This window comes from Spirochaeta thermophila DSM 6578 (genome assembly GCF_000184345.1).
Lineage (GTDB): Bacteria > Spirochaetota > Spirochaetia > Winmispirales > Winmispiraceae > Winmispira > Winmispira thermophila.
Map to the genome: position 1 here is coordinate 139,794 of NC_017583.1, position 21,190 is coordinate 160,983.

At 63.9% G+C, this 21,190-nt stretch carries 18 protein-coding genes; 13 read left to right on the top strand and 5 right to left on the bottom strand.

Annotated features, from left to right (window positions below; genetic code table 11):
• The first annotated feature begins 2 nt into the window (after positions 1–2).
• Positions 3–599 (top strand): 3-isopropylmalate dehydratase small subunit, encoded by a 597-nt coding sequence (leuD, locus tag SPITH_RS00555; protein WP_014623805.1) that lies wholly within the window; start codon positions 3–5, stop codon positions 597–599.
• Positions 600–652: 53 nt separating this feature from the next.
• Positions 653–1,774: an aminopeptidase gene (locus SPITH_RS00560; protein ID WP_014623806.1), complete on the top strand. Its 1,122-nt coding sequence runs from the start codon at positions 653–655 to the stop codon at positions 1,772–1,774.
• On the opposite strand, the gene SPITH_RS00565 is transcribed toward SPITH_RS00560, so the two are convergent.
• The 4 genes from SPITH_RS00565 to SPITH_RS00580 all read right to left on the bottom strand — a co-directional run bounded on the left by SPITH_RS00565 (position 1,771) and on the right by SPITH_RS00580 (position 4,822).
• Positions 1,771–3,033, bottom strand: a complete 1,263-nt coding sequence (locus SPITH_RS00565) for a hemolysin family protein (protein WP_014623807.1) — start codon at positions 3,031–3,033, stop codon at positions 1,771–1,773. The two genes, SPITH_RS00560 and SPITH_RS00565, sit on opposite strands and share 4 nt — an antisense overlap.
• A gap of 179 nt (positions 3,034–3,212) precedes the next feature.
• A complete protein-coding gene (gene trxA / locus SPITH_RS00570) occupies positions 3,213–3,569 on the bottom strand; it encodes a thioredoxin (protein WP_014623808.1) in 357 nt (118 codons plus the stop codon).
• A gap of 27 nt (positions 3,570–3,596) precedes the next feature.
• Positions 3,597–4,271, bottom strand: a complete 675-nt coding sequence (locus SPITH_RS00575; protein WP_014623809.1) for a DUF4230 domain-containing protein — start codon at positions 4,269–4,271, stop codon at positions 3,597–3,599.
• Positions 4,268–4,822, bottom strand: a complete 555-nt coding sequence (locus SPITH_RS00580) for a DUF4230 domain-containing protein (protein WP_014623810.1) — start codon at positions 4,820–4,822, stop codon at positions 4,268–4,270. The genes SPITH_RS00575 and SPITH_RS00580 overlap by 4 nt, the downstream gene beginning before the upstream one ends.
• Before the next feature lie 112 nt (positions 4,823–4,934).
• Between SPITH_RS00580 and SPITH_RS00585 the strand changes: the two genes are divergently transcribed.
• The 6 genes from SPITH_RS00585 to SPITH_RS00610 all read left to right on the top strand — a co-directional run bounded on the left by SPITH_RS00585 (position 4,935) and on the right by SPITH_RS00610 (position 12,639).
• On the top strand, positions 4,935–5,696 hold the full coding sequence (locus SPITH_RS00585) for a 1-(5-phosphoribosyl)-5-[(5-phosphoribosylamino)methylideneamino]imidazole-4-carboxamide isomerase (protein ID WP_014623811.1): 762 nt from the start codon (positions 4,935–4,937) through the stop codon (positions 5,694–5,696).
• Positions 5,696–6,262: a phosphoribosyl-ATP diphosphatase gene (hisE, locus tag SPITH_RS00590; protein WP_014623812.1), complete on the top strand. Its 567-nt coding sequence runs from the start codon at positions 5,696–5,698 to the stop codon at positions 6,260–6,262. The genes SPITH_RS00585 and hisE overlap by 1 nt, the downstream gene beginning before the upstream one ends.
• Before the next feature lie 6 nt (positions 6,263–6,268).
• Positions 6,269–7,408 carry an ABC transporter substrate-binding protein gene (locus SPITH_RS00595; protein WP_014623813.1) on the top strand — a complete coding sequence of 380 codons (1,140 nt, stop codon included), beginning with the start codon at positions 6,269–6,271 and terminating at the stop codon, positions 7,406–7,408.
• Between the two features lie 2 nt (positions 7,409–7,410).
• Complete coding sequence (locus SPITH_RS00600; protein ID WP_014623814.1) at positions 7,411–8,952, top strand: cache domain-containing protein; 1,542 nt, start codon at positions 7,411–7,413, stop codon at positions 8,950–8,952.
• A gap of 83 nt (positions 8,953–9,035) precedes the next feature.
• Positions 9,036–11,006: a transketolase gene (tkt, locus tag SPITH_RS00605; protein WP_014623815.1), complete on the top strand. Its 1,971-nt coding sequence runs from the start codon at positions 9,036–9,038 to the stop codon at positions 11,004–11,006.
• A 130-nt stretch (positions 11,007–11,136) separates the two neighbouring features.
• Positions 11,137–12,639, top strand: a complete 1,503-nt coding sequence (locus tag SPITH_RS00610) for a xylulokinase (protein WP_014623816.1) — start codon at positions 11,137–11,139, stop codon at positions 12,637–12,639.
• A 55-nt stretch (positions 12,640–12,694) separates the two neighbouring features.
• Here SPITH_RS00610 and SPITH_RS00615 read toward each other — a convergent pair whose 3' ends face one another.
• Complete coding sequence (locus tag SPITH_RS00615) at positions 12,695–14,515, bottom strand: hypothetical protein (protein ID WP_014623817.1); 1,821 nt, start codon at positions 14,513–14,515, stop codon at positions 12,695–12,697.
• Positions 14,516–14,632: 117 nt separating this feature from the next.
• Here SPITH_RS00615 and SPITH_RS00620 point away from each other — a divergent pair, with 117 nt between their 5' ends.
• From SPITH_RS00620 to SPITH_RS12685, 5 genes are read left to right on the top strand one after another with little or no spacing between them, the layout of a single operon-like run.
• Positions 14,633–15,997, top strand: coding sequence for a tetratricopeptide repeat protein (locus tag SPITH_RS00620; protein WP_014623818.1), 1,365 nt, complete (start codon positions 14,633–14,635; stop codon positions 15,995–15,997).
• Complete coding sequence (locus tag SPITH_RS00625) at positions 15,994–16,956, top strand: DHH family phosphoesterase (RefSeq protein WP_014623819.1); 963 nt, start codon at positions 15,994–15,996, stop codon at positions 16,954–16,956. Before SPITH_RS00620 ends, SPITH_RS00625 begins: the two co-directional genes overlap by 4 nt.
• Positions 16,953–18,146, top strand: coding sequence for a TraB/GumN family protein (locus SPITH_RS00630; RefSeq protein ID WP_014623820.1), 1,194 nt, complete (start codon positions 16,953–16,955; stop codon positions 18,144–18,146). Before SPITH_RS00625 ends, SPITH_RS00630 begins: the two co-directional genes overlap by 4 nt.
• Before the next feature lies 1 nt (position 18,147).
• Positions 18,148–18,897 (top strand): YdcF family protein, encoded by a 750-nt coding sequence (locus SPITH_RS00635; RefSeq protein ID WP_014623821.1) that lies wholly within the window; start codon positions 18,148–18,150, stop codon positions 18,895–18,897.
• A 31-nt stretch (positions 18,898–18,928) separates the two neighbouring features.
• Complete coding sequence (locus tag SPITH_RS12685; RefSeq protein ID WP_014623822.1) at positions 18,929–21,187, top strand: ATP-binding protein; 2,259 nt, start codon at positions 18,929–18,931, stop codon at positions 21,185–21,187.
• Positions 21,188–21,190 lie beyond the last annotated feature (3 nt).

Consider the following 21,190-nt stretch of genomic DNA (forward strand, 5'->3'; position numbering starts at 1 on the left):
TTATGACGAACATCATCCGCATAGCGGGTACCATGGTGCCGGTTCGTGGAAACGATATCGATACCGACAGGATCATCCCGGCCCGGTATCTCAAGGAGATCACCTTCGAGAGGATGGGTGAGTACGCCTTCTACGACGAGCGTTTCGGAGAGGACGGCACGCCCACGGACCATCCGTTCAACCGCTACAAAGGGGCGAGCATCCTCGTGGCGAACGCCAACTTCGGATGCGGGTCGAGCAGAGAACACGCTGCCCAGGCGGTGATGCGCTGGGGGATCCGGGCGATCGTGGCCGAGTCGTACGGGGAGATCTTCGCGGGCAACTGCACCATGATAGGGGTTCCACCGGTCGTGGCCTCGCAGGAGGTGGTGGAGGCCCTCCAGACCCTCGCCGAGGCACGCCCCGAGGCCCGGGTGGAGATCGACCTCGAGGAGATGGTGGTGCGGGGGGAGGATTTTTCCTACCCCGTTTCCATGCCCGAAGGAAGGAGGGAAGCCTTCCTGAAGGGGTATTGGGATTCCACGGCCCTGCTCCTGAGCAACCTCGAGAAGACCCGGAAGGTGGCGGCGGGCCTTCCCTATGTGAGGGGTTTCGAGTAAGCTTTTCGGGCCGATACGTGCATCGGCCGAATCCGAAGAAGAAGGAGTTCTCGGTGCGTTTCCTCGCTATGGGTATCCACGACGAACGTCTCGTAAGGCCCGCGCGGGCCGTGGTGCAGGAGAGTCTCGGCGTGAAGGCTGGTGAACGGGTCCTCATCGTGACCAATCCGGGGGCGGAGATCTTCCGCATCGCCTGTGCGGTCTACGATGCAGCGGCAGAGCTGGGGGCACGGCCGGTCCTCGTGGTGCAGCCCAGGAAGACGAGCCTCGACTACGCAGAGGATGCGGTGATAGAGGCCCTCGCGAGCGAGCCGGAGGTCTTCTGCTCCCTTTCTGAAGAGAAACTCGGTAAGGACAGACGGGGGCTCTCCCGGCCGTACGTCTGGGAGGGCAAGGAGTACGACCACATACACGGCTTCCTCCGCGAGGGGAAGAAGGTGATGAGGAGCTTCTGGTCTCCTTCGCTCACACTCGATACCTTCCTGAGGACGGTGGACATCGACTACGAGACCCTTGCCTCGGTATGCCGGAAGGTGAAGGCGCGACTCGAAGGTGCCGTGGAGGTGCACGTCACCTCACCTTCGGGCACCGATCTGCGGTTTTCGGTGGAGGGGCGCACCCCGTTTCTCGACGACGGGCTCTTCAGGGAGCCGGGTGAGGGGGGAAACCTCCCGGCGGGTGAGGTCTTCGTCTCGCCCGTGGTGGGTTCGGCCGAGGGGGTGGTCTCCTTCGACGGGAGCATCGCCCTTGCGGACGGTATCGCCATCCCTTCCACTCCGGTGCGGGTGACGTTCGAGGAGGGGTATGTCGTCTCGGTGGAAGGGGAAGACGAGGCGGCGGAGCTCCTCTCGGCTTCCCTCGAGGCAGGCAAGAAGCAGGCCCTGGACTTCGAGCAGGAGGGGTTGCTCCCTCGGGGGCAGGGGCAGGTCTACGCGAGAAACGCGCGGCATCTCGGTGAGTTCGGAATAGGGCTCAACGAGAAGGCACGGATCGTGGGCAACATGCTCGAGGACGAGAAAGTCTACGGCACGTGTCATTTCGCCATAGGAAGCAACTACGACGAGGATGCGAAGGCCCTCATCCACCTGGATGCCCTGGTGAAGAACCCTACCATCAGGGTGAGACGGGACTCCTCCTGGGAGGTCCTGATGGAGGAAGGGACGCTCGTCGGTTAGCGGGGGAGAGGGCCCTCCCCGTGTTCCTCCCTTCCCGGTGGCAGGTACTCGACCCAATCGATCGATGTCTTCGAGCGGGCCGTCACCTTGAAGGTGCCGAGAGGTGTCTCGATCACCTCTCCCGGCTCGGGGAGGGTGCCGCGTACTTCCGTGAGATAACCGGCGACCGTGGAGGCATCCGGTTTTTCCTCCAGATCGAGCTCGAAGGTCTCCAGGAGGAGATAGAGAGGAGCCTTCCCCGCGACCTTGTACCAGCCGTGTGGGAGGCGCCGGAGGGGGGTCTCCTCCTTCTGCTCGTTCTCGTCGTAGAGTTCTCCCACGATCTCCTCGATGATGTCCTCGGTGGTCACGAGACCGGCGAGGCCTCCGTATTCGTCGAGTACGATGGCCATCTTGTGTTGCGCCTTGGTGAGGGCGGTGAAGGCGTCGTAGATCCGCATGGTCTCGGGGAGGAAGAGGGGGGTGACGGCGAGTCTGAAGAGGGGGGTGTCTGCCTTTCCCCCTGCGTGAGCCTTGAGGAGATCCCTGAGGTGCACGATTCCGCTGATGTCCTCGGGGTTCTGGTGGTAGAGGGGAATTCGTGAGAAGGGTCGTGAGAGGACGTGGGGGAGGGCTTCTCCCACGGTGAGTGCCTGAGGAAGGCTGAAGATGCGTGTCCTGTGGGTCATGATGGTGTGGAGCGTGGCCTCGCTGAAGCGTATGATGCGCCGCATCATACGGGTCTTGTAGGGCTCGAGGGCGCCGGTGCTGTGGGCGAGGGAGAGGGTGTGGAGTATGGCCTCTTCGGTGAGCGGGGGTTGTTCGTTCCGGGGGAGGAGGATGCGGGTGATGCCGGAGAGGATCCAGATCACGGGCCTGAAGGCGAACGAGAGTATCCAGAGGATGCGGACGGTGTGGAGCGCGATGAAGGTGTTGTGGTGGAAGGCGAGGCGTTTGGGCAGGATTTCCGAGAAGAGGAGGACCACCATGGTGAGTACGCCTGTGGAGAGTCCCACCGCGGTACTTCCTGCGAGCCGGATGGTGAGGGTGGTGGTGAAGGCGGAGGCGCTGAGGTTTGCGAGGTTGTTTCCGATGAGCACCGTGGTGAGGAAGATGTCGGGCTGCGAGAGCATCTTCTCTATGAGGTGTCCCTTCTTCGGGGCCTTTTTCTTGAGTGTCTGGATATCCACGAAGGAGAGGGAGGTGAAGGCCGTTTCGGTCCCCGAGAAGAAGGCCGAGAGAAAGAGGAGAAAGGCGAGGACCAGGAGGGGTACGATCATACCTGTGCTCCTTCTCGATGCACGGACGTGTTGTGGGGGGTATGCGCTTTGTTCGGGGGAAGGGAATGGGTATGCGGGAAGGGGTTGTCGGATAAGGCCACCTTCACGGGGAAGGCAGCCTGTCTTCGTGGGTAAGGGTCGTCGTCTTCCATGGCGCTCCCTGAGACCTCAGGGGTGCATCACTCCACGTGGAGCACTTCTTTGATGGCCTGATCGAAGACTTCCCGAGGGATGGCGCCCACGGCGAGCTGAGGTTGTTCTTCCACAGGGATGAAGAGAATGGAAGGGATGCTCTGAATGCCGAAGACCATCGCCAGTTCCTGTTCTTCGTCTGTGTTCACCTTGTAGACCACGAGCTTGCCTTCGTACTCGTCGGCGATTTCTTCCAGGATGGGCGCCACCATCTTGCAGGGGCCGCACCAGTCGGCATAGAAGTCGATGATGGCGGGAACGTCTCCTTTATACTTCCATTCGGTCTCGTTCTCGTAGTCGAAGACCTTTTCCTTGAAGTCTTCGGTGGTAAGTTTGTGTGTCATCAAGCACCTCTACATAAAGTATTTCTTTCAATATAGCATAGAAGAGGCGCGCCGTCCACTGAAGAGGGCGCCGAGTGCGCGGCGGGCGGAGCGGGTGGCGTGTTCGAGTATGTCTTCCACCGGGAGGATGGAGGGGGCGTGGGAGATGATGAAGGCTGAGGTCTCCTTCCACTGGGAGGCGCTGAGCCTGATGGCGGGGTAGTCCTCGGTGTGAGGGGTGTCCCCCATGGTGATGGAGAGGATGGCGGTGGGGGGGACCTCCAGGAGGCCGTCTTCGTTCCACCACGCGGCGGGAGGGGGGAGGGTGGGGTCCGAGAAGTCGTAGCCTGCACGTACGGTGAGGTCGACCACGATGAAGTCGTAGGGGAAGAGGTAGAAGGGGTGCCCCATGCGATCGAGGAAGTCGTAGACTTCCATGTTGGCCGTCTCCTCCGGGGTGAGGGGCTCTCCTGAGGCGGCTTTTCGCGTGAGGGTGCGGTAGACCGAGGGGGTGGTGCCGGCAGGGAGGAAGTCGTGGGGGAAGACGATCTTCACGGTGTACTCGGTGGTGACGAGGAGGGAGAGCTCGCGTTCCGAGAGGAACTGTGGGGTGCTGTTGTCGATCGATGGCGGTGTGTCGAGGCGGAAGCGGAGGAGGACGAGGGTGATGGCGAGGAGGATGACGACGATCGCCATGGGGAGGGCAAGGAGGATCCGTTTCATCCTTCGGGTCCTCCGCTCTCGATGTGCCACTCGATGGTGGTATAGCCCGCTTCACGGAGGAGTTCCTCCACGAGGAGGTGGGCTCTGGCCTGGGCCTTCTCCAGGAGCCCTTGCGAGATGGCCAGCTGTTCCACGGCCGGTTTCCTCCGGTTGATCTCCTCGAGGAGGCGGGGATGAGGGTAGGTGTTGGGGGCTCCGAAGTACTCGTGGATCGCGCGCTCGTCGGCGTCGATGGAGAGAATGCGGGCGGGTTCGTGGCTGATGATGAGGTGTCCGGGATCGGTGGGGTGCCGGGTGATGGTGAGGGTGGAGAGGTCTATGCCGGCCTGGATGTGGTAGACGATGGAGAAGAGGAGCGGGTGGTCGACTTTGAAGAGTCGGGCGAGCCAGTTCGGGTCTTCTATGTAGATGATGTCCCTGTAGGTGTATTCGTAGGTTCCGAGGAGGAGTACTTCCTTGATGTGGTATGCGATCCGTTCGGGTGGGGGCGGGGAGGGTCTGCAGGTGGACAGGAGGAGAGGAAGGAGTGCGAACGGGAGGAGAGGTTTCATCCCCCTTCAGTATACCCCAAAATCGGGATTTGTGGAGGGGTGTGTGTATTTTTCTGCGCGAATGGCGTATACTCCTTGGGTAAAGGGATATCCTATGCGGGAGGGTTCACGGATGTGGTGTGTGCCTGCAATCGATGTGCTGGAAGGTCGGGGGGTGCGGCTCCTGCAGGGGGACTATGGGCGGGTGACGGTGTACGACGAGGATCCCGTGGCCCGCGTGCGGGCCTTCGTGGAGGCGGGGGCGAGGAGGGTCCATGTGGTGGATCTGGATGCGGCGAGGGGGAGGGGGGACAATCGGGGGGTGATCGCTCGGATGGTGAGAGCGGCGGGGGAGGGTGTGGTGGTGGAGGTGGGTGGAGGGGTGCGTACGGAGAGGGACGTGGAGGAGCTCCTCTCGGTCGGGGCGGGGGCCCTGGTGGTGGGGACGGTGCTGGTGCGGGATCCCGGGCGTGTGGAGCGGTGGGTGCAGCAGTACGGGAGGGTGTTCTGGGCGGGGATCGATGCGAGGGACGGGGTGGTGAGGGTGCAGGGGTGGGAGGAGGAGGGGGGTGTGGAGGATGTGGCTCTCGCGGGGAGGGCGAGGGACCTGGGGTTGTGCGGGGTGATCTACACCAATATCGCACGGGACGGGATGCTCTCAGGGCCCGATGTGGAGGGTGCACGGCGGGTGGGTGAGGCGGCGGGGCTCCCGGTGGTGGTTTCGGGAGGGGTCGGGGGGGTGGAGGATGTGCGGCGGGTGGCCGCGGAGGGGGGGAGGTGGGTGTGCGGGGTGATCCTGGGGAAGGCGGTCTACGAGGGGAGGGTCGACCTGCCTGCGCTCTTCCGGGAGTTCCCGCAGGGGGGTCTCGTCCGACTCGAGGGGAGGATGATGTGATGCACAAGAGCGAGACCAAGGAGGCGTTCGTGAAAGAGGCGGTGTTCCCTGCAGTGTGTGTGGACGGGGAGGGGCGGGTGGTGGGGGCGGTGCTCCAGAACGAGAAGGCGAGGGACAAGAGTCTCGAGCAGAAGGAGGTCTGGATGGTCCACCCCGCGACGGGGCGGGTGGTGCCGGCGGGGATGGGGCCGGTGGTGCGGGTGGTGCAGGAGGAGGGGTGGGTGCGGGTGGTGGTGAGGGGCGAGGGGAGGGGGGAGGTGCGGGAGGAGGAGGGGGTGGTGCGGGGGGATGAGGGGGGGGTGTTGGAACGGCTCGAGGGGGTGGTGCGGGCGAGGCGGAGCGCCATGCCTGAAGGATCGTATACCACCCACCTGTTCTCGTCCGGAGGGGAGAAGATACGGAAGAAGACCGGAGAGGAGGCGATCGAGCTCCTTCTCGCACCTTCCCGGGAGAGGATCGTCTACGAGGCGGCCGACTTCCTGTATCATCTCATGGTCCTCCTGGTATGGGAAGGGATCGCGTTTCGGGACGTGCTGGAAGAGCTCTCCCGCCGGTTCGATCGGTGAGGTGATATGAGGTCCTCCGTCCTCCGGTACGTGGTGGTCGTCCTCGTGGTTCTCGGTGTGGTGGCCGGAGGGATCTGGATCGCCTCTTCCGGCCCTCGCCGGCCGGTCTATACCGTGGGAGTCCTGCTTCCCCTGGGGGATCGAGAGCTCGCCCCCATCGGAAGGAGGATAAAGGCCCTCGTGGAACGCTTCTCCGAGGAGGTGGTGGAGCCGGAGGAGCTTCCCTGGCGGCTTCGTTTCGAGTTCCTCGATACCGGTGGGGATCCGGCGCAGGTGATCCGTACGATGAGATCGCTCCTTCTCTCGGGGAAGGACGTGGTTGCCTTCATCGGTCCTCACATCTCCCGGACGGCCATCCCTGCCGGAGGGGTGGCGGAGAGCCTGGGTATACCCCTCATCGCCCCGATCGCCACTCATCCGGAGGTGGTGGGAGGACGTCGGTATGTCTTCAGGCTGGTGGCTTCCGACGAGTTCCAGGCCAGAGTCCTCTGCCGGTATGCGTACGAACGGCTCGGAGTCAGACGGTTGGGGGTCCTCTTCGATGGGGCCGACGACTACAGCAGGGATATGGCCGCTCAGATCTCCCGTATCTTCCCCGCCGGGGGGGGTGAGGTGGTGGTGGAGGGGTTCGTCTCCGACGAGGAGCGGAGTGAGGCCCTCCAGAGGCTCGTGGGGTACGAGCCCGAGGGGATCGTGCTTCCCCTCTTCAGGGAGCAGCTCGTTCGGGTCGCGGGAGAACTCGAAGCGGCGGGGTATACCGGTTTCTTGCTCGGCCCGGATTCGTGGGGTACGCTCACGCCTGAGGACAGGATTTCCGGGTACTGGGTGACCCACTGGGACTTCACGTTCAACGAGAGTCCTTCCTCCCGATTCCTCGAGCGGTTTCTCGCCGAAAGAGGGGAGGAGCCGGACGTGTACGTATACTTCTGCGACGCGCTCTTCTTCCTTTGGGAGGGTGTGAAGGGGATGGATCGCCTCTCCCCCGAGGAGGTGCGGAATGCGTTGATGATGAAGAGGGGGTTCGTCGGAGCGTTGGGTTCGTGCGAGTTCCTGGAGGACGGGGAGCCGTGGAGACACCTGTACGTGATGGAACGGCTGCCCGGAGGGAGGACGGTGGTGAGAGATTTGCTGGACCCTGTGGAGTAGCGATGCGGGGAGGAAGGTTCCACCTCGCAGTGGTCACGGGCGTGCTCCTCCTCATTCACGTGGGGGGACTCTTTCTCGTGGTGGAGACCGCTAAGAGCGGGGTGCAGCGGGATCTCCGGCAGGAGCTCGATCGGGCCCACGAGGTGGCCGCCCTCTGGCGTGAGGGGGCTCTCGCCGCGGTGGAGGTGCTGGCGGCTCATCCCACGGTGAGGACGGTCCTTCTCGAGGAGGGAGCCCCCTCCGACCTGATCCCTTTCCTGGAGGATCTCCTCGGACGCGCTCCTCTCTTCGAGCGTGTGTGTGTGCTTTCTCCTCTGGGGGACGCGCGTGTTTCGATTCCGGCCGGAGACCTCCCGTTCTGGAGGGAGCCTTTCTTCAGGAGGGCTTCCTCGAAGGCGGAGCGTCCGGTGTGGGAGGGGGTCTACCTCTCTCCCGTGTTCCTTTCGCACAAGGCCGTGGTGTGGATGAGGAGCCGGAGAGGGGCTCTCCTGGTGGTCTACCTCTCTCTGGATGATCTGGAGGAGAGGCTCCGCCGCGTGGGATCCCATGTGGTGCTGCTCGATGGGTTCGGAACTCCTCTCGAAGAGGAGATCCTGGAGGAGCGATTCCTCTCTATCCTCCGCCGAGGGGATGGGGGTGTGGGGAGGATGCGGTATCAGGGAAGGTCGTGGTACTACGGGATTTCCTGGATGGACGAGGTGGGTCTCTTTTTCGTGGCGATGCGTCCGGCCTCTATTGTGTTTCCTCCGCTCTTCTTCTTCCTGTGGGGTGTGCTCGCCGTGGGGGGCTACCTTGCGATCCTCCTGAGCGTGAAGGTAGGGGAGGGGCGCGTGAGGGCCACGATCGATACGGTGTCCCGATCCAAGGGGGAGGATCTCTCCCTGTTGGGATTGACGGCCGATGTGGTTTCCAACCTCTTCACCGGTATGTACGGAATGGTGAAGACGATGCTGGGGGAGCTCGCACAGAGGGGAGGGGATGTGGCCGAGAGGGGCGTGGTCCTCGCCCGGGAGCTTGCGAAGGCCCGTGCCTTTGCGCACCAGGTCCGGATCCTCTCCAGGGGGGAACCCGGGGATGTGGGGGTATGGACGGTGGTGAGCCTCATTGCACTGGTGGGGGAACGTCTGGGTGAGGATCTGGTCCGGAGGTTGGATGTGATTTCGGATCCCTCCCTTTCCTTCAGGGGAAGCCGGGAGCATGCAGCGATCGCCTTGGAGAATGTCGTGCGTGTGCTGTTCTCCTTCGACGAGGATGCGTTCGTGGTGTGCAGGACCACACGGAGGGTCCTCGAGGGGAACGAGTACACGATGGTTTCGCTCTATACCCCGGCAGGGGCCGAGGGTTTCGCCTCCTCCTTTGGGGGTGGGCCCATGGAGGGGAAAGATACCGGGGTGCAGGACCCAGGCATCCTCCTCGCGGAGAGAATCCTCTCCTTGCAGGGCGGGTTTCTTGGATTCAGGGGGGTGGCGGGAGGGCTCCTGTGTGAGATGGCGCTCCCTGCCGGTGAGGATGTTCCCGGGAGCCGGGGTAGGCAGAAAGGGTGAATAGGTGTATCATTGTGGTACGAGTTTTTAAATGCCGATTATAAATCAACACTGCCCTATTCCACAAACCGAAAGGAGTCTGTATGGACAGGAAAGCTCTGGAGAAGATAGCGCTCTCGGTACGGAGTCTCTCCATGGACGCGGTGGAGGCGGCCAAGTCGGGACATCCTGGCCTTCCTCTGGGTGCGGCAGAGATAGGTGCGGTGCTCTTCGGGGAGGTGCTCAGGCTCTCGCCTCATGATCCGGCCTGGATCAATCGTGACCGGTTCGTCCTCTCGGCAGGTCATGGTTCCATGTGGCTCTACTCACTCCTCCATCTCGCCGGTTTCGATCTCCCCTTGGACGAGATCAAACGGTTCCGCCAGCTCGGTTCCAAGACGCCGGGGCATCCGGAGTACGGTCACACGGCCGGGGTGGAGACCACCACGGGCCCCCTCGGGCAAGGGTTTGCGAACGCGGTGGGCATGGCCATCGCGCAGGAGATGCTCGCCGCCAGGTTCAACACTCCGGAGTTTCCCCTCATCGATCACTACGTGTACGCCCTTGCAGGCGACGGCTGTCTCATGGAGGGGGTGAGCGCAGAGGCCGCCTCACTCGCGGGGCACCTCAAGCTCGGCAGGCTCATCGTGTTCTACGATTCGAACCGTATCACCATAGAGGGTGAGACCGACCTCGCCTTCACCGAGGATGTGGGTGCTCGTTTCGGTGCGTATGGCTGGCAGGTCCTGGAAGGCGACGGGTACGACATGGAGGGGATCCTCTCCCTGGTCGAGGAGGCAAAGGCCGAACGGGAACGCCCGACGCTCATCATCCTTCACACCACGATCGGGAAAGGCGCTCCGAACAAGGCCGGTTCCCACGAGGTACACGGCGCTCCGTTGGGGTCCGAGGAGGTGAAGGCTTCGAAACGGGCCCTGGGAATCCCCGAGGACGCGCAGTTCTACGTGGCACCCGAGGCCTACGCCTACTTCGAGGAACGACGGAAGGCCTGGAGGGAGGAGTACGACAGGTGGCAGCGGATGTTCTCCGACTGGGCGCGCACGTACCCCGAGAAGAAGGCGGAATGGGACAGGTTCTTCGGCCCGGTCGATCTCTCGAAGGTGAGCTTCCCCTCTTTCGAGCGTGGGAGCAAGGTGGCGACCAGAAAGGCGAGCGGCGAGGTGCTCAAGGCCCTTGCCGCAGGTGTCCCGAACCTGGTGGGCGGGTCCGCGGATCTCGCGCCGTCCAACAACACGGCCCTCCCCGGATATGGGGACTTCAGCGTCGGGGATCGTACGGGGAGGACCCTCCACTACGGGGTGAGGGAGCACGCCATGGGTGCCGTGGCGAACGGCATCGCCCTCTATGGTGGATTGAGGACCTTCTGCGCCACCTTCCTGGTCTTTTCGGACTACATGCGTCCCCCCATCAGGCTCGCCGCCCTCATGGGGCTCCCCGTGACGTACATCTTCACCCACGACTCGATCTTCGTCGGAGAGGACGGCCCGACCCACCAGCCGGTGGAGCACCTGGCCTCCCTCCGTGCCGTTCCCAACCTCCTGGTGCTGAGGCCGGGGGATGCGGAGGAGACGGTGCTGGCCTGGAGGCTCGCCATGGAGAGCGCCTCCACCCCGGTGGTGCTCGCCCTCTCACGGCAGGGACTGCCCGTCTACGAGAAGCCTGCAGCCTGGGAAGAGGACGCACGGCGTGGGGCTTACGTGGTGAAGGACTGCGAGGGCACCCCCGATGTGGTGGTGGTGGCCACCGGGTCCGAGGTTTCGCTCGCCCTTGCGGCCGCAGGAGAGGCGGAGGGAAGGCGGGTCAGGGTGGTCTCCATGCTTTCGAGGGAGCTCTTCCTCTCACAGGACGAAGCCTTCCGGGAGAGGATCGTTCCCCGCGATGTGAGGACCGTGGTGGTGGAAGCCGGTGTGGCCCTCGGGTGGGAGGGGTTCGTCTCCCGGAGGGACGACCTCGTCACCCTGGATCGATTCGGCCTGTCCGGTCCCGGGGGCCAGGTGGCCGAGGCGCTCGGCCTCTCGAAGGAGCGGGTGAAGCAGAGGATCATGGGGCAATGAGAGACGTCGACCGCCCGGAGACCGGGCGGTTTTTTCGTGGGGGATAGTGTACGAGGCTTTTTAAAAGGTTTTGCAAAACACGGGAGAGTGTGCTAGTATGTGAGTATCACCTTTACGAAAGGAGTTGGTCATGGCATACCTTCTCGGATTCGATGTGGGAAGCTCTTCCATAAAGGCCTCTCTCCTGGATGCGGACACGGGAAAGAGGGTGGCCCAGGCCGTCTCTCCGCAGGTTGAACTGGAGATCAAGGCGCTGAAACCGGGGTGGGCCGAGCAGAGCCCCCTCACCTGGTGGGAACACGTAAAGCGGGCCGCGGCCATGCTGAGGGAGCAGGCCCCCTCCGGGATGGCCCAGGTGGCGGGTATCGGGATCTCCTACCAGATGCACGGGCTCGTGACGCTGGACAGGGAGGGGAGGCCGCTCCGTGATGCCATCATCTGGTGTGACAGCAGGGCCGTGCCCTATGGGGAGAAGGCCTTCAGAGCGCTTGGACCCGAGCGATGTCTCGCCGAGTTGCTCAACTCGCCCGGCAATTTCACGGCCGCGAAGCTCGCGTGGGTGAAGGAGCATGAACCCGATGTCTTTGAGAGGATCTGGAAGATCATGCTCCCCGGGGACTACATCGCGTACCGTTTCACGGGGAGGGTGGCGACCACCCCTTCGGGGTTGAGCGAAGGTATCCTCTGGGACGTGAAGGATGACGGACCCGCCCGCTTCCTCATGGAGTACTTCGGCTTCCCCGAGGATATCCTGCCCGAGGTGGTACCCTCGTTCTCCGATCAGGGGCGCGTCCTCAAGGAGGTGGCCGAGGAACTGGGGATTCCCGCGGGGGTCCCCGTGGCCTACCGGGCGGGGGACCAGCCGAACAACGCCTTCTCCCTGGCGGTGCTCAATCCGGGAGAGGCGGCCACCACGGCGGGTACTTCGGGGGTGGTCTACGGCGTGACCGACCGACCGGCCTATGATACCCGATCCCGTGTGAACACCTTCGTCCACGTGAACCACGGGAAAACCCATCCCCGTTACGGGGTGCTCCTCTGCCTCAACGGTACGGGGATCCTCAACCGGTGGGTCAAGCAACAGGCGGTGGATCTCGACGATCGTACGGTGGGCTACGAGGTCCTCAACGAGTGGGCCTCCCGGGTGCCCGTGGGGAGCGAGGGGGTGGTGATCCTGCCGTACGGGAACGGGGCGGAACGGACCCTGGAGAACAGGGACATCGGAGGCTCGATCCATCACCTCAACTTCAACATACACCGGCGGGAGCATCTCCTCAGGGCCGCACAGGAGGGGATCGTCTTCGCCCTTGCGTATGGCATGGAGATCATGGAGGAGATGGGGATGCCCACCGAGGTGGTACGCGCCGGGCATGCGAACATGTTCCTGAGCCCCCTCTTCAGGGAGGCCTTTGCGAACACCACGGGTGCGAGAATAGAGTTGTTCGATACGGATGGTTCGGAAGGTGCGGCGAGGGGTGCGGGCGTGGGTGTCGGGATCTACTCCAGGCCGGAGGAGGCCTACGTGGGGCTCTCCCGGAAGGGGGAGGTCTCGCCGGAGCCGGACCTCATGGAGCGATACCGCGAGGCCTACGAACGGTGGAAGGAGACCCTCCGCACCGTGTTGGGCGGGTAGGTGAGTCGGACCATGCACGGGAGGGGCCGCACCGGCCCCTCCCGTGTGGGGAGGATCAGTAGGTGACGAGGATCCGCTCCTTCTGCTCCCTGTGCCGGTACTTCACGTAGAGGGTCTCGTTCCCGGGAGTATAGTACGCACCCATGGGATAGATCTCGAACACCGGGGTGGTACGCCAGGTGAGTCTGAGTATCTCGAGCCGGGTGTAGGGGCGGACGCCCTGGATCACCATGTGATGGATCCACCCTTCCGGGAACTCGAACTCCATGAGCAGTTCCGTCTCTGAGACCGAGATCCGGGGAAACTTGAGGATGGTCCACACCCACCCTGTGAGATCCTCTCCCTGCAGGAGGGGGACGATGTGAGGAAGGGGGGCGTCGGGCATCACGAAGGGGTAGACTTCTTCGGGGAAGACGATCCCTTCCCTCTGCCGGGGGTCGTCCACCGGGAACGAGGCGGGAAGGGTACCCGAGGGCCCCACGAGTTTGAGCGAGGAGACGTAGAGGTCGCGGGAGACTTCCTCCATGAGGGGGTCTCCCCTCCGTGCGCCCTCCATGGAGAGGATGGCTGCGGCGGCCAGGGAGAGCCGGATGTCGGCCCGTCCGCCGCTCGCCACGAAGAGTCCCTCGTCGGTGAGGGTGAGTGCGGGGTAGAGGACGGTGTCGAAGAGAGGCTCGATGGGTGTCGTATCGAGGAGCGCGGGGGAGGATCGCCGGACGCGGTGGAAGAGCCGGAGGAGTTCGAGCGCCTGGGCAGGAGAGAGACGTTCCGGATCGAGGGACGAGAGGAGTCCCTGCACCCGGGAGAGCCATCTCCCGCTTCCCCCGAGGGTCCGGCTCATGACGAGCAGGTCGTAGAGATCGGGCACCGTGTGGAGCGGGGAGGGTGCGCCGGGGGAGAGCGAGTCGAGGTAGGCCTCGAGGAGGTCGTCCAGTTCCTGGAAGAAGGCCTCGGAGGTGCGTTGGAGATTTCCCACATAGGGATTCGAGAGAAAGGTGAAGGCCGCAGGATGTGCCTCCCTCATGCGGGCGAGGGTGTCCACCACGTCCGGGAAGGTGTTCCTGCGTATGGCTTCCGCGGCATACGCGATCACCGTCTCCTCATGGATCCCTCGTTCCGTCTCGTAGCTCCAGACGAGCCGGTCCGGGAGGAGACGCGACTGCCAGCCCTTGTAGGCCGAGTCCACGAACTGTTGGATGGCCGCGGCGACCTGGCGCGGAGTGATGGACCTGTTCTGACTCCGGTACCAGAAGGCGAAGACCGCTTTCCCTCCGGAGGGCGCGCCGAGGGTAAGCGTTCCGTTCCCGTCCCGGGAGAGCCCCACCTCGAGTATCCGCTGTTCGAGGAGGATGCGGGAGGTTCCGGGAAGGGAGAGGTAGTACTGGTCGTCCCCCGAGGGGTTGAGGGCGAGTATCGGGAGGTCTTCGGCGACCTGCGCCTTGAGGCCACCTGAGAGGGAGAAGGGTATGGTGAGCCTAGTCATCCGCGGTGGAGCACTGAGGACGATCCGAAGGGAGTCTCCGACCGAAGGAATGATGCGGATTCGGACCCCTTCCGAGGCCTCGAGGGTGAGTTCATCCGAGGACGCGGTGAAGGAGAGGGGTATCACGGGGAGTCTCCCGCCGGAATCGGTGGAAGCTTCCAGTGGCGTTTTCCGCGAAAAGCGAAGGGAGAGACCGTGGTAGTCGATGCGCACCTCCTCGAGTATGGATAGCCCTTCCGGTCCCGGTACCTCACGGGTGTGGACGGTGAGACCGTGCCAGGAGGAGGTGAGCACCCTGCCTCCCGAGAAGGAGAGGAGGACGACGAGGAAGAGAAGGAAGAGATAGCCGACAGGGAGGAGGAGACGGTACCACGTTCTTTTGACCTCGATCATCGGCCGCATTCTAACAACAGGGAGGTGGAATGTCAAAGAGGACCGGTGTGTGAAGGGGAAGTGACTCCTTGCACCTCGTGAGGGGCTCGGGTAAAGTTGTGGTCGCGGGAGGTACCGATGAGACTGCGGATCATTCCGGTCTGCGCGGCGTTGTTTCTGGTGGTGATCTCGATGGGCTGCAGGACGACACAGCCCGCCGAGACCGTGCTGCCCGAGGAGGAGCTCCCCTATCAGGCGATCAGCTACTTCGTGGAACTCGGCAGGCCCGAGGACGCCATCAAGGCCTTCGAGGAGGCCTCCGCCCGTGCTCCGGAAGATCCCGAGACGCGACTCCTCTACGTGAACCTCCTCCTCATGGCGGGGAAGGAGACGGAGGCCGAGGCGGAGCTCTCACGGCTCCTCGAGGAGTACCCCGACCACGTGGGGGCCCTCTACACCCTCGCCCTCCTCGAGGGTGCCCGGGGCAGAGAAGAGGAACACCGACGTCTCCTCGAGCGCGTCCTGGCTCTGGATCCCCATCACACGGGTGCGAGAGCCGCGCTCGGCGAGCTCCTTCTCTCGAAGAAACAGTACGCACGGGCCGAGAAGGAGTTCACCACGGTTCTCGAGGAAGATCCCGGGGACCTGGTGGCCCTCGTAGGACTCGGCAACGTGTACCTCAGGACCAGGAAGGCCGAGAAGGCGGCCGAGGTGCTCACCCAGGCGATCCGGCAGGCGCCCGACTATCCTTTCGCCTATGCCGACAGGGCGAGGGCCTGGCAGATGCTGGATGAGCCCGAGAAGGCGGAGCAGGACATCTCACGGGCGATCGAACTCGATCCGGGGTTCTCATGGCACTACTACGACCGCGCGAGGATCCTCATCTCGGAGGGACAGATGGATCGGGCCCTGGAGGATCTCTCACGCGCGATCCTCCTGGATCCTTCCAATTTTCTCGCCTATGTCTACAGGGCGAGGATATACGACGGCAAGGAGATGATGAAGGAGGCCTGCAGCGACTATGCCCGGGCCCTGGAGCTCAGGCCGGACTACTATTACATCTACGTCCCTTACGCGGTGACGCTCTACCATGAAAAGGACTACCGAGGGGCTGCGGTGTACTTCGACAAGGGGTTCGATGCGTACCCCTCCGAATACCCTCTGATCCTCCTTGCGGCCACGGCCTACAAGCGTGCCGGGGACGACCGGATGATGCGGGACTATCTCACCCGGAGGATGCCTCAGATCCCCCGGGACTCCATCTACTACTTCGTGGCGCGTTACTACCTCGAGGGGAAGGGTGACAGCCTGGTCCTCACCAGGCTTCGGGACATAGCGGACAAGGTCGAGAGGACGAGGGTGTACTTCTTCCTGGGGATCATGGCCGAAGAGGAGGGGCATCCACGGCTCGCCCAGACCTACTTCACCGAGGTGGCGGACAACCCGTCCCTCCGGGCGATCGAGGGAAGGATGGCGTCGTGGGAGATGGAGAAGTACCGATGAGGGTGTCCGAGCTCCTGGACGTGCTCGTTCCGGGTGTGCCGGTGTGCGTCCTGGTGCACGACTATCCCGACCATGATGCGGTGGCCTCGGCTGCAGGACTGGTGTGGCTCCTTTCGCGGAGGGGGTGGGAGGCGCAGGTGGTTTACAGGGGGATGCTGGAGAGTGAATCGCTCAAGGAAGCGCTCTCCCGCTATCCCGTGCCGCTTTCGTCCCTCGACGGGGTGGACGAGACGAGTGTCCAGTTCGTGGTGGTGGACGGGTTCTATGGAAGCGGCCACGTGCCCTCCGTGGGCGGGAAGGTGATGGGAGTGATCGACCACCACGAACCGGAGGCGTTTCCCCCGCCTGAGGGGATTCCCTTCGTGGATGTGAGGCCTTCGTACGGGGCGTGCGCCTCCATCGTGTACGAGTATCTCCGGGATCTCGACCTCTCCCCCCCCTCCTGGCTCGCGACGTTCCTCATGCTCGCCATCCTCATGGACACCGAGTTCCTGGCAAGGGGTGTCTCGCCTGCGGAGATGGACGCCCTCGCCGGGCTCTATAGAAAGGGAGATCTCTCCGAGGCGACGGGTATCCTTTCCAATTCGCTCGTGATCGAGGACCTTCCTGTGCTCTCCGGGATGTGGCGCAGGCTCGAGTTGTCTCCGCCGGGGGCCTTCGTGTTCGTGGATGGGCCGGCGAGGAGCGAGGTCATGGCGGTCATGGGGGACCTCATCCTCCGGTTCAGGGAGATCACCTGCGTCTTCCTCTGTGCGAGGGACGGGGACGGCTACAGGATCTCGGTGAGGAGCGAGGACGGGCGGCTGCCGGCCTGGATGGTGGTACGCCGGGTGCTCGAGGGGTATGGTGTGGGAGGAGGACACGTCCACATGGGTGGGGGACGGGTGGATGCAGGGGTGTGGCCGGGCGAGAAGGCGATGAGGGAGCGATTCATATCGGTGGTAAAGGAGTTGGTATGAGCGATGTGCACACGACGGATACGGTGAAGCGGTTGGTCTTCGCCGGCAGGGAGATCATTCTGGTGGGCACGGCGCACGTCTCGAAGCAGAGCGTGGAGGAAGTGCGAGGGGTGATCAGGGAGGAGGCGCCGGACGGGGTGTGCGTGGAGATCGATCCACAGCGGCTTTCCGCCCTGAGGCAGGAGGAGAGGTGGTCGAACCTCGATGTCTATCGGGTGCTCCGGGAGGGGAGGGGGTTCATGCTCCTGGCCAACCTGGTCCTCTCCTCGTTCCAGCGGAGGATTGGGCTCGAGACCGGGGTGAAGCCGGGGGAGGAGATGAAGGCTGCGGTGGAGAGCGCCGAGGAGCTGGGAATACCGTACCACACGTGCGACAGGGATGTGCAGGTGACCCTGCGAAGGGCCTGGGCGCGGACTTCCTTGTGGGGGAGGGCGAAGTTGCTCGCCGCTCTCCTGGCTTCCGCATTCGAGGACGAGAAGATATCGGCCGAGGAGGTGGAACGGCTCAAGAGAACCGACGCCCTCCAGGCCATGATGGAGGAGCTTGCCTCGTACCTCCCCGAGGTCAAGGAGGTGCTCATCGACGAACGGGACGTGTACCTGGCGCGGAGGATATGGGAGAGTCCGGGGCGGAAGCTGGTGGTGGTGGTGGGGGCAGGGCACCTGGAGGGGATCGTGCGCCACCTCGAGCGGTGCGCCGCAGGCGATGAGGGGGTGGCGTTCGGGGATCTGGAGACGGTTCCTCCTTCCGGAAGGGCGGGGAAGGTGTTGGGGTGGCTCGTCCCGGCGGTGGTGCTGGGGCTCATCGCGGGCGGGGTGGTGCGACATGGCTGGGAAGGTGGTCTGCGTATGTTCCTCCTGTGGGTGGGGGTGAACGGGGGGCTCGCGGGGTTGGGGACGATCCTGGCGGGCGGTCATCCTCTTACCATACTCGCCGGGGTTCTCTCCGCTCCGTTCACCTCGATGACACCCGTGGTGGGGGTGGGGCTGGTCACAGGCCTGGTGGAGGCCTCGCTCCGCAGGCCTCGGGTGGGCGATCTCGAGCGGCTCAACGAGGATATCGCCTCCTGGAAGGGGTTCTTCCGGAATAGGGTCACTCGCATCCTCCTGGTGTTCTTCTTCTCTTCCGTGGGGAGCGTGATAGGGACCTTCGTGGGTATCCCTTGGCTCGCTTCGTTCCTGGGGGGATGAGGTGCGTTTCCTCCTTTCCAAGGTCGTGGGGTCGCTCCTCGTGCCTCCGGGGCTGTGGGTGGTCTTCGCCCTGCTCGTGGGGGCGGTCTCTCTGCGTCGGGGCTCCCGACGGGGGGCCGTCGCGGCCTGGGTGTTCGCGGGGCTCCTCTACCTGGGGAACACGCACCTGGTCGAACACCTCCTCCTCGCACCGCTCGAGCGGGCTTTCCCGGTGTGGGATGCTGGGGGCGGGGTGCGCTACGTGGTGGTGCTGGGGGGAGGGGCACAGGCGGGGACCCCGGCCGGGGATGTGCCGGGGGTGGTGAGTCTCGCGCGGTTGTGGGGCGGGCTGCGGTACGCCCGGATGCTCGGGGTGCCGCTCGTGCTCGCGGGGGGGAGTGTGTGGGATGAGGGGAAGAGCGAGGGGGAGATGATGGCGGATCTGGTACGGGAGCTCGGGTGGGAGGAGGTGGTGGTGGAGGGGGAGAGCAGGACCACCTGGGAGAATGCCCGCAACACGGCCCGTATGGTGGGGAGGGGGCCCGTGCTCCTGGTGACCTCGGCCTATCACATGCAGCGGGCGGTGTGGTGTTTCAGGGCGCAGGGGGTGGAGGTAATCCCCGCCCCGGTGGACTTCCGGGATGAGCGGCCCGCGCACTGGATCTTCTACCTGGGGATCTCCGCCGAGGCGGCCAGGGATGTACAGGCGGCCCTCAGGGAATACGTGGGCATGGTCTGGTACCGGGTCGCTTATGGGTCCGGGCTTCCTTGACCTCGGAGAGGGGTCCTACTACCATTAAGGGGTGAAATCCCTCGTCTCCCTCATCTCGAGTCAGAGACTCAAGCAGTATCTCTTCGGACTCCCCCTCCTGGAGGAGGAGCTCCTTCGGGGTGAGCGGCTCATCAACAGGGCCAGGGTAGGGGTCACCTTGCTCCTCGGTTTAGCCCTCCTCGGGTATGTGGCGCTTCAGGGCTACGTGCTTCCAAGGGTGCATGGCTACGGTGCCGTGCTCCTTCTTCTCTCGGTGCTCCACATCATCTGGGTCGAATGGCGGATTCGAAAGAAAAAGATCGAGCACATAGGGTACATCTCGATCAGTATCGATACCGTGCTGGTCTCGGGGGCCTTCCTCGTCTTCGTGCTCAGGTTCCCCTTCGTCTCGCTCATCACCCTGCTCTACGTGATGTATTTCGGGATGATCTTCTCCTCGCTCGCACGGTACAGCCCGCTCTCGACGGTATACGCCGGTGTGTGCGGGGCGGTGGGGTTCTCGGTGGTGGGTTTCGTCCTCCGCGAGAGTGGGAGCGTGGGAGAGGGGGCGCCGTACTTCTCGTTTCTCCTGGATCCGGTGGGCATCGTGGCGGGGGGGGCCGTGCTCCTCTTCTACAGTGGTCTCGGGGCCGCGTATCTGGTGACGGTGATCGACTTCATCGCCAAGGCGGCCCGTTCCGAGATCCAGCTGAAGAAGAGCGAGGAGCGGCTCGAGGGTATCGTGCAGAACATCCCGGGGGTCATCCTCCAGCTCGAGATGAGTGTCTCGGGCAACATCTACTATACCTACATAAGCGATCAGGCCCGCGAGATCTTCGGAGAGAAGGTGGACCGGATACTCCAGAACCCCTTCGCCACCCTGCGGTTCATGCCGAAGGAGAAGCTCAGGGCCATCGTTCATACCATCCGGAACTTGGATCGGATCTCGGTGCCGTTGGGATGGGATGTGCGACTTCGGACGAGGAGGGGGTATCGCTGGTTCAGGGTCACGGTGTCGGTGACGCCCTCGGCCGAGGGGACGTTCTATCTCAACGCGATCGTCCTGGATACCGAGGAGATCCATGCCTATCAGGAGCGGCTCAAGGAGGCGAAGGAGGAGGCGGAGCGGGCCGACAGGGCGAAGAGCGCCTTCCTCGCCACGATGAGCCACGAGCTCCGTACGCCTCTCAACGGGATCATAGGGATGAGCGAGCTGCTCATGTCGAGCGGGCTTTCGGGCGAGCTGGTCGAGTATGCGCGCACCATCCAGACCGCGGGTGAGAACTTGTTGGCCCTCATCAACGATATCCTCGATGTTTCGCAGCTCGAGTCCGGGAAGCTCAAGGTGGAACGACGGCCGTGCGATCTCAAGGCCGTGCTCCTCCACGTATACAAGACGCTCTATCCTCAGACCATCCACAAGAGCCTCAGGTTCGTGCTGGAGGTGGCTTCCGAGGTTCCGGCGGTGGTGGTCTCGGACGAGGCGCGGCTCTCCCAGGTGCTCTTCAACCTGGTGGGGAACGCCATCAAGTTCACGAGTCGGGGGGAGGTGGTGCTGCGGGTGTGGATGGAGGAGGCGGAAGAGGGTCGGGCGAAGATCGTCTTCCAGGTGCGGGATACGGGGATCGGGATCCCCAGGGAGGAGCTCCCCCGGGTGTTCGAGCGGTTCCACCAGGTGGATCAGGGTGTCACGCGCCGTTTCCAGGGCTCGGGGCTGGGGTTGTCGATCGCCAGGGATCTGGTGGAGCTCATGGGGGGGAGGATCGAGGTGGAGAGCGAGGAGGGGAAGGGGTCGTGTTTCACGGTGAGGATTCCTTTCCAGGTGCCGGTGTCCTCCGCCCGGGTCCTCCCGTTCGTGAGGGATGGGCTCGAGGAAAAGGTGGAGTGGCGGGGGAGTCTGGGGGAGGAGGTGGTGGAGGACGAGGAGCCGGGTGGGTTCTGGGTGCTCGTGGCCGACGACAACGAGGCGAACAGGGTCCTCCTCCACAGGATGTTCTCGCGGATGGGTGGACGGGTGGTGACGGTGGAGAACGGGAAGGAGGCGGTGGAGCGGGTGCGGGAGCGATCGTTCGACCTGGTGGTGCTCGACTACCACATGCCGGTCATGGACGGGGTGACGGCCGCAGGGGTGATGCGTCGGGAGGGGTCGGTGGGGGAGGGGGTGCTCGTGGTGCTCACGGGTCAGGCGCTCGCGGAGGACAAGGAGTTCTTCATGAGGGAAGCGTTCGACGATATGCTGCTCAAGCCGGTGCGCCTGGAGGATCTCAGGCGGCTGGTGGAGAGGTGGGTGAAGGGGAGGAAGCGGACGTGAGGG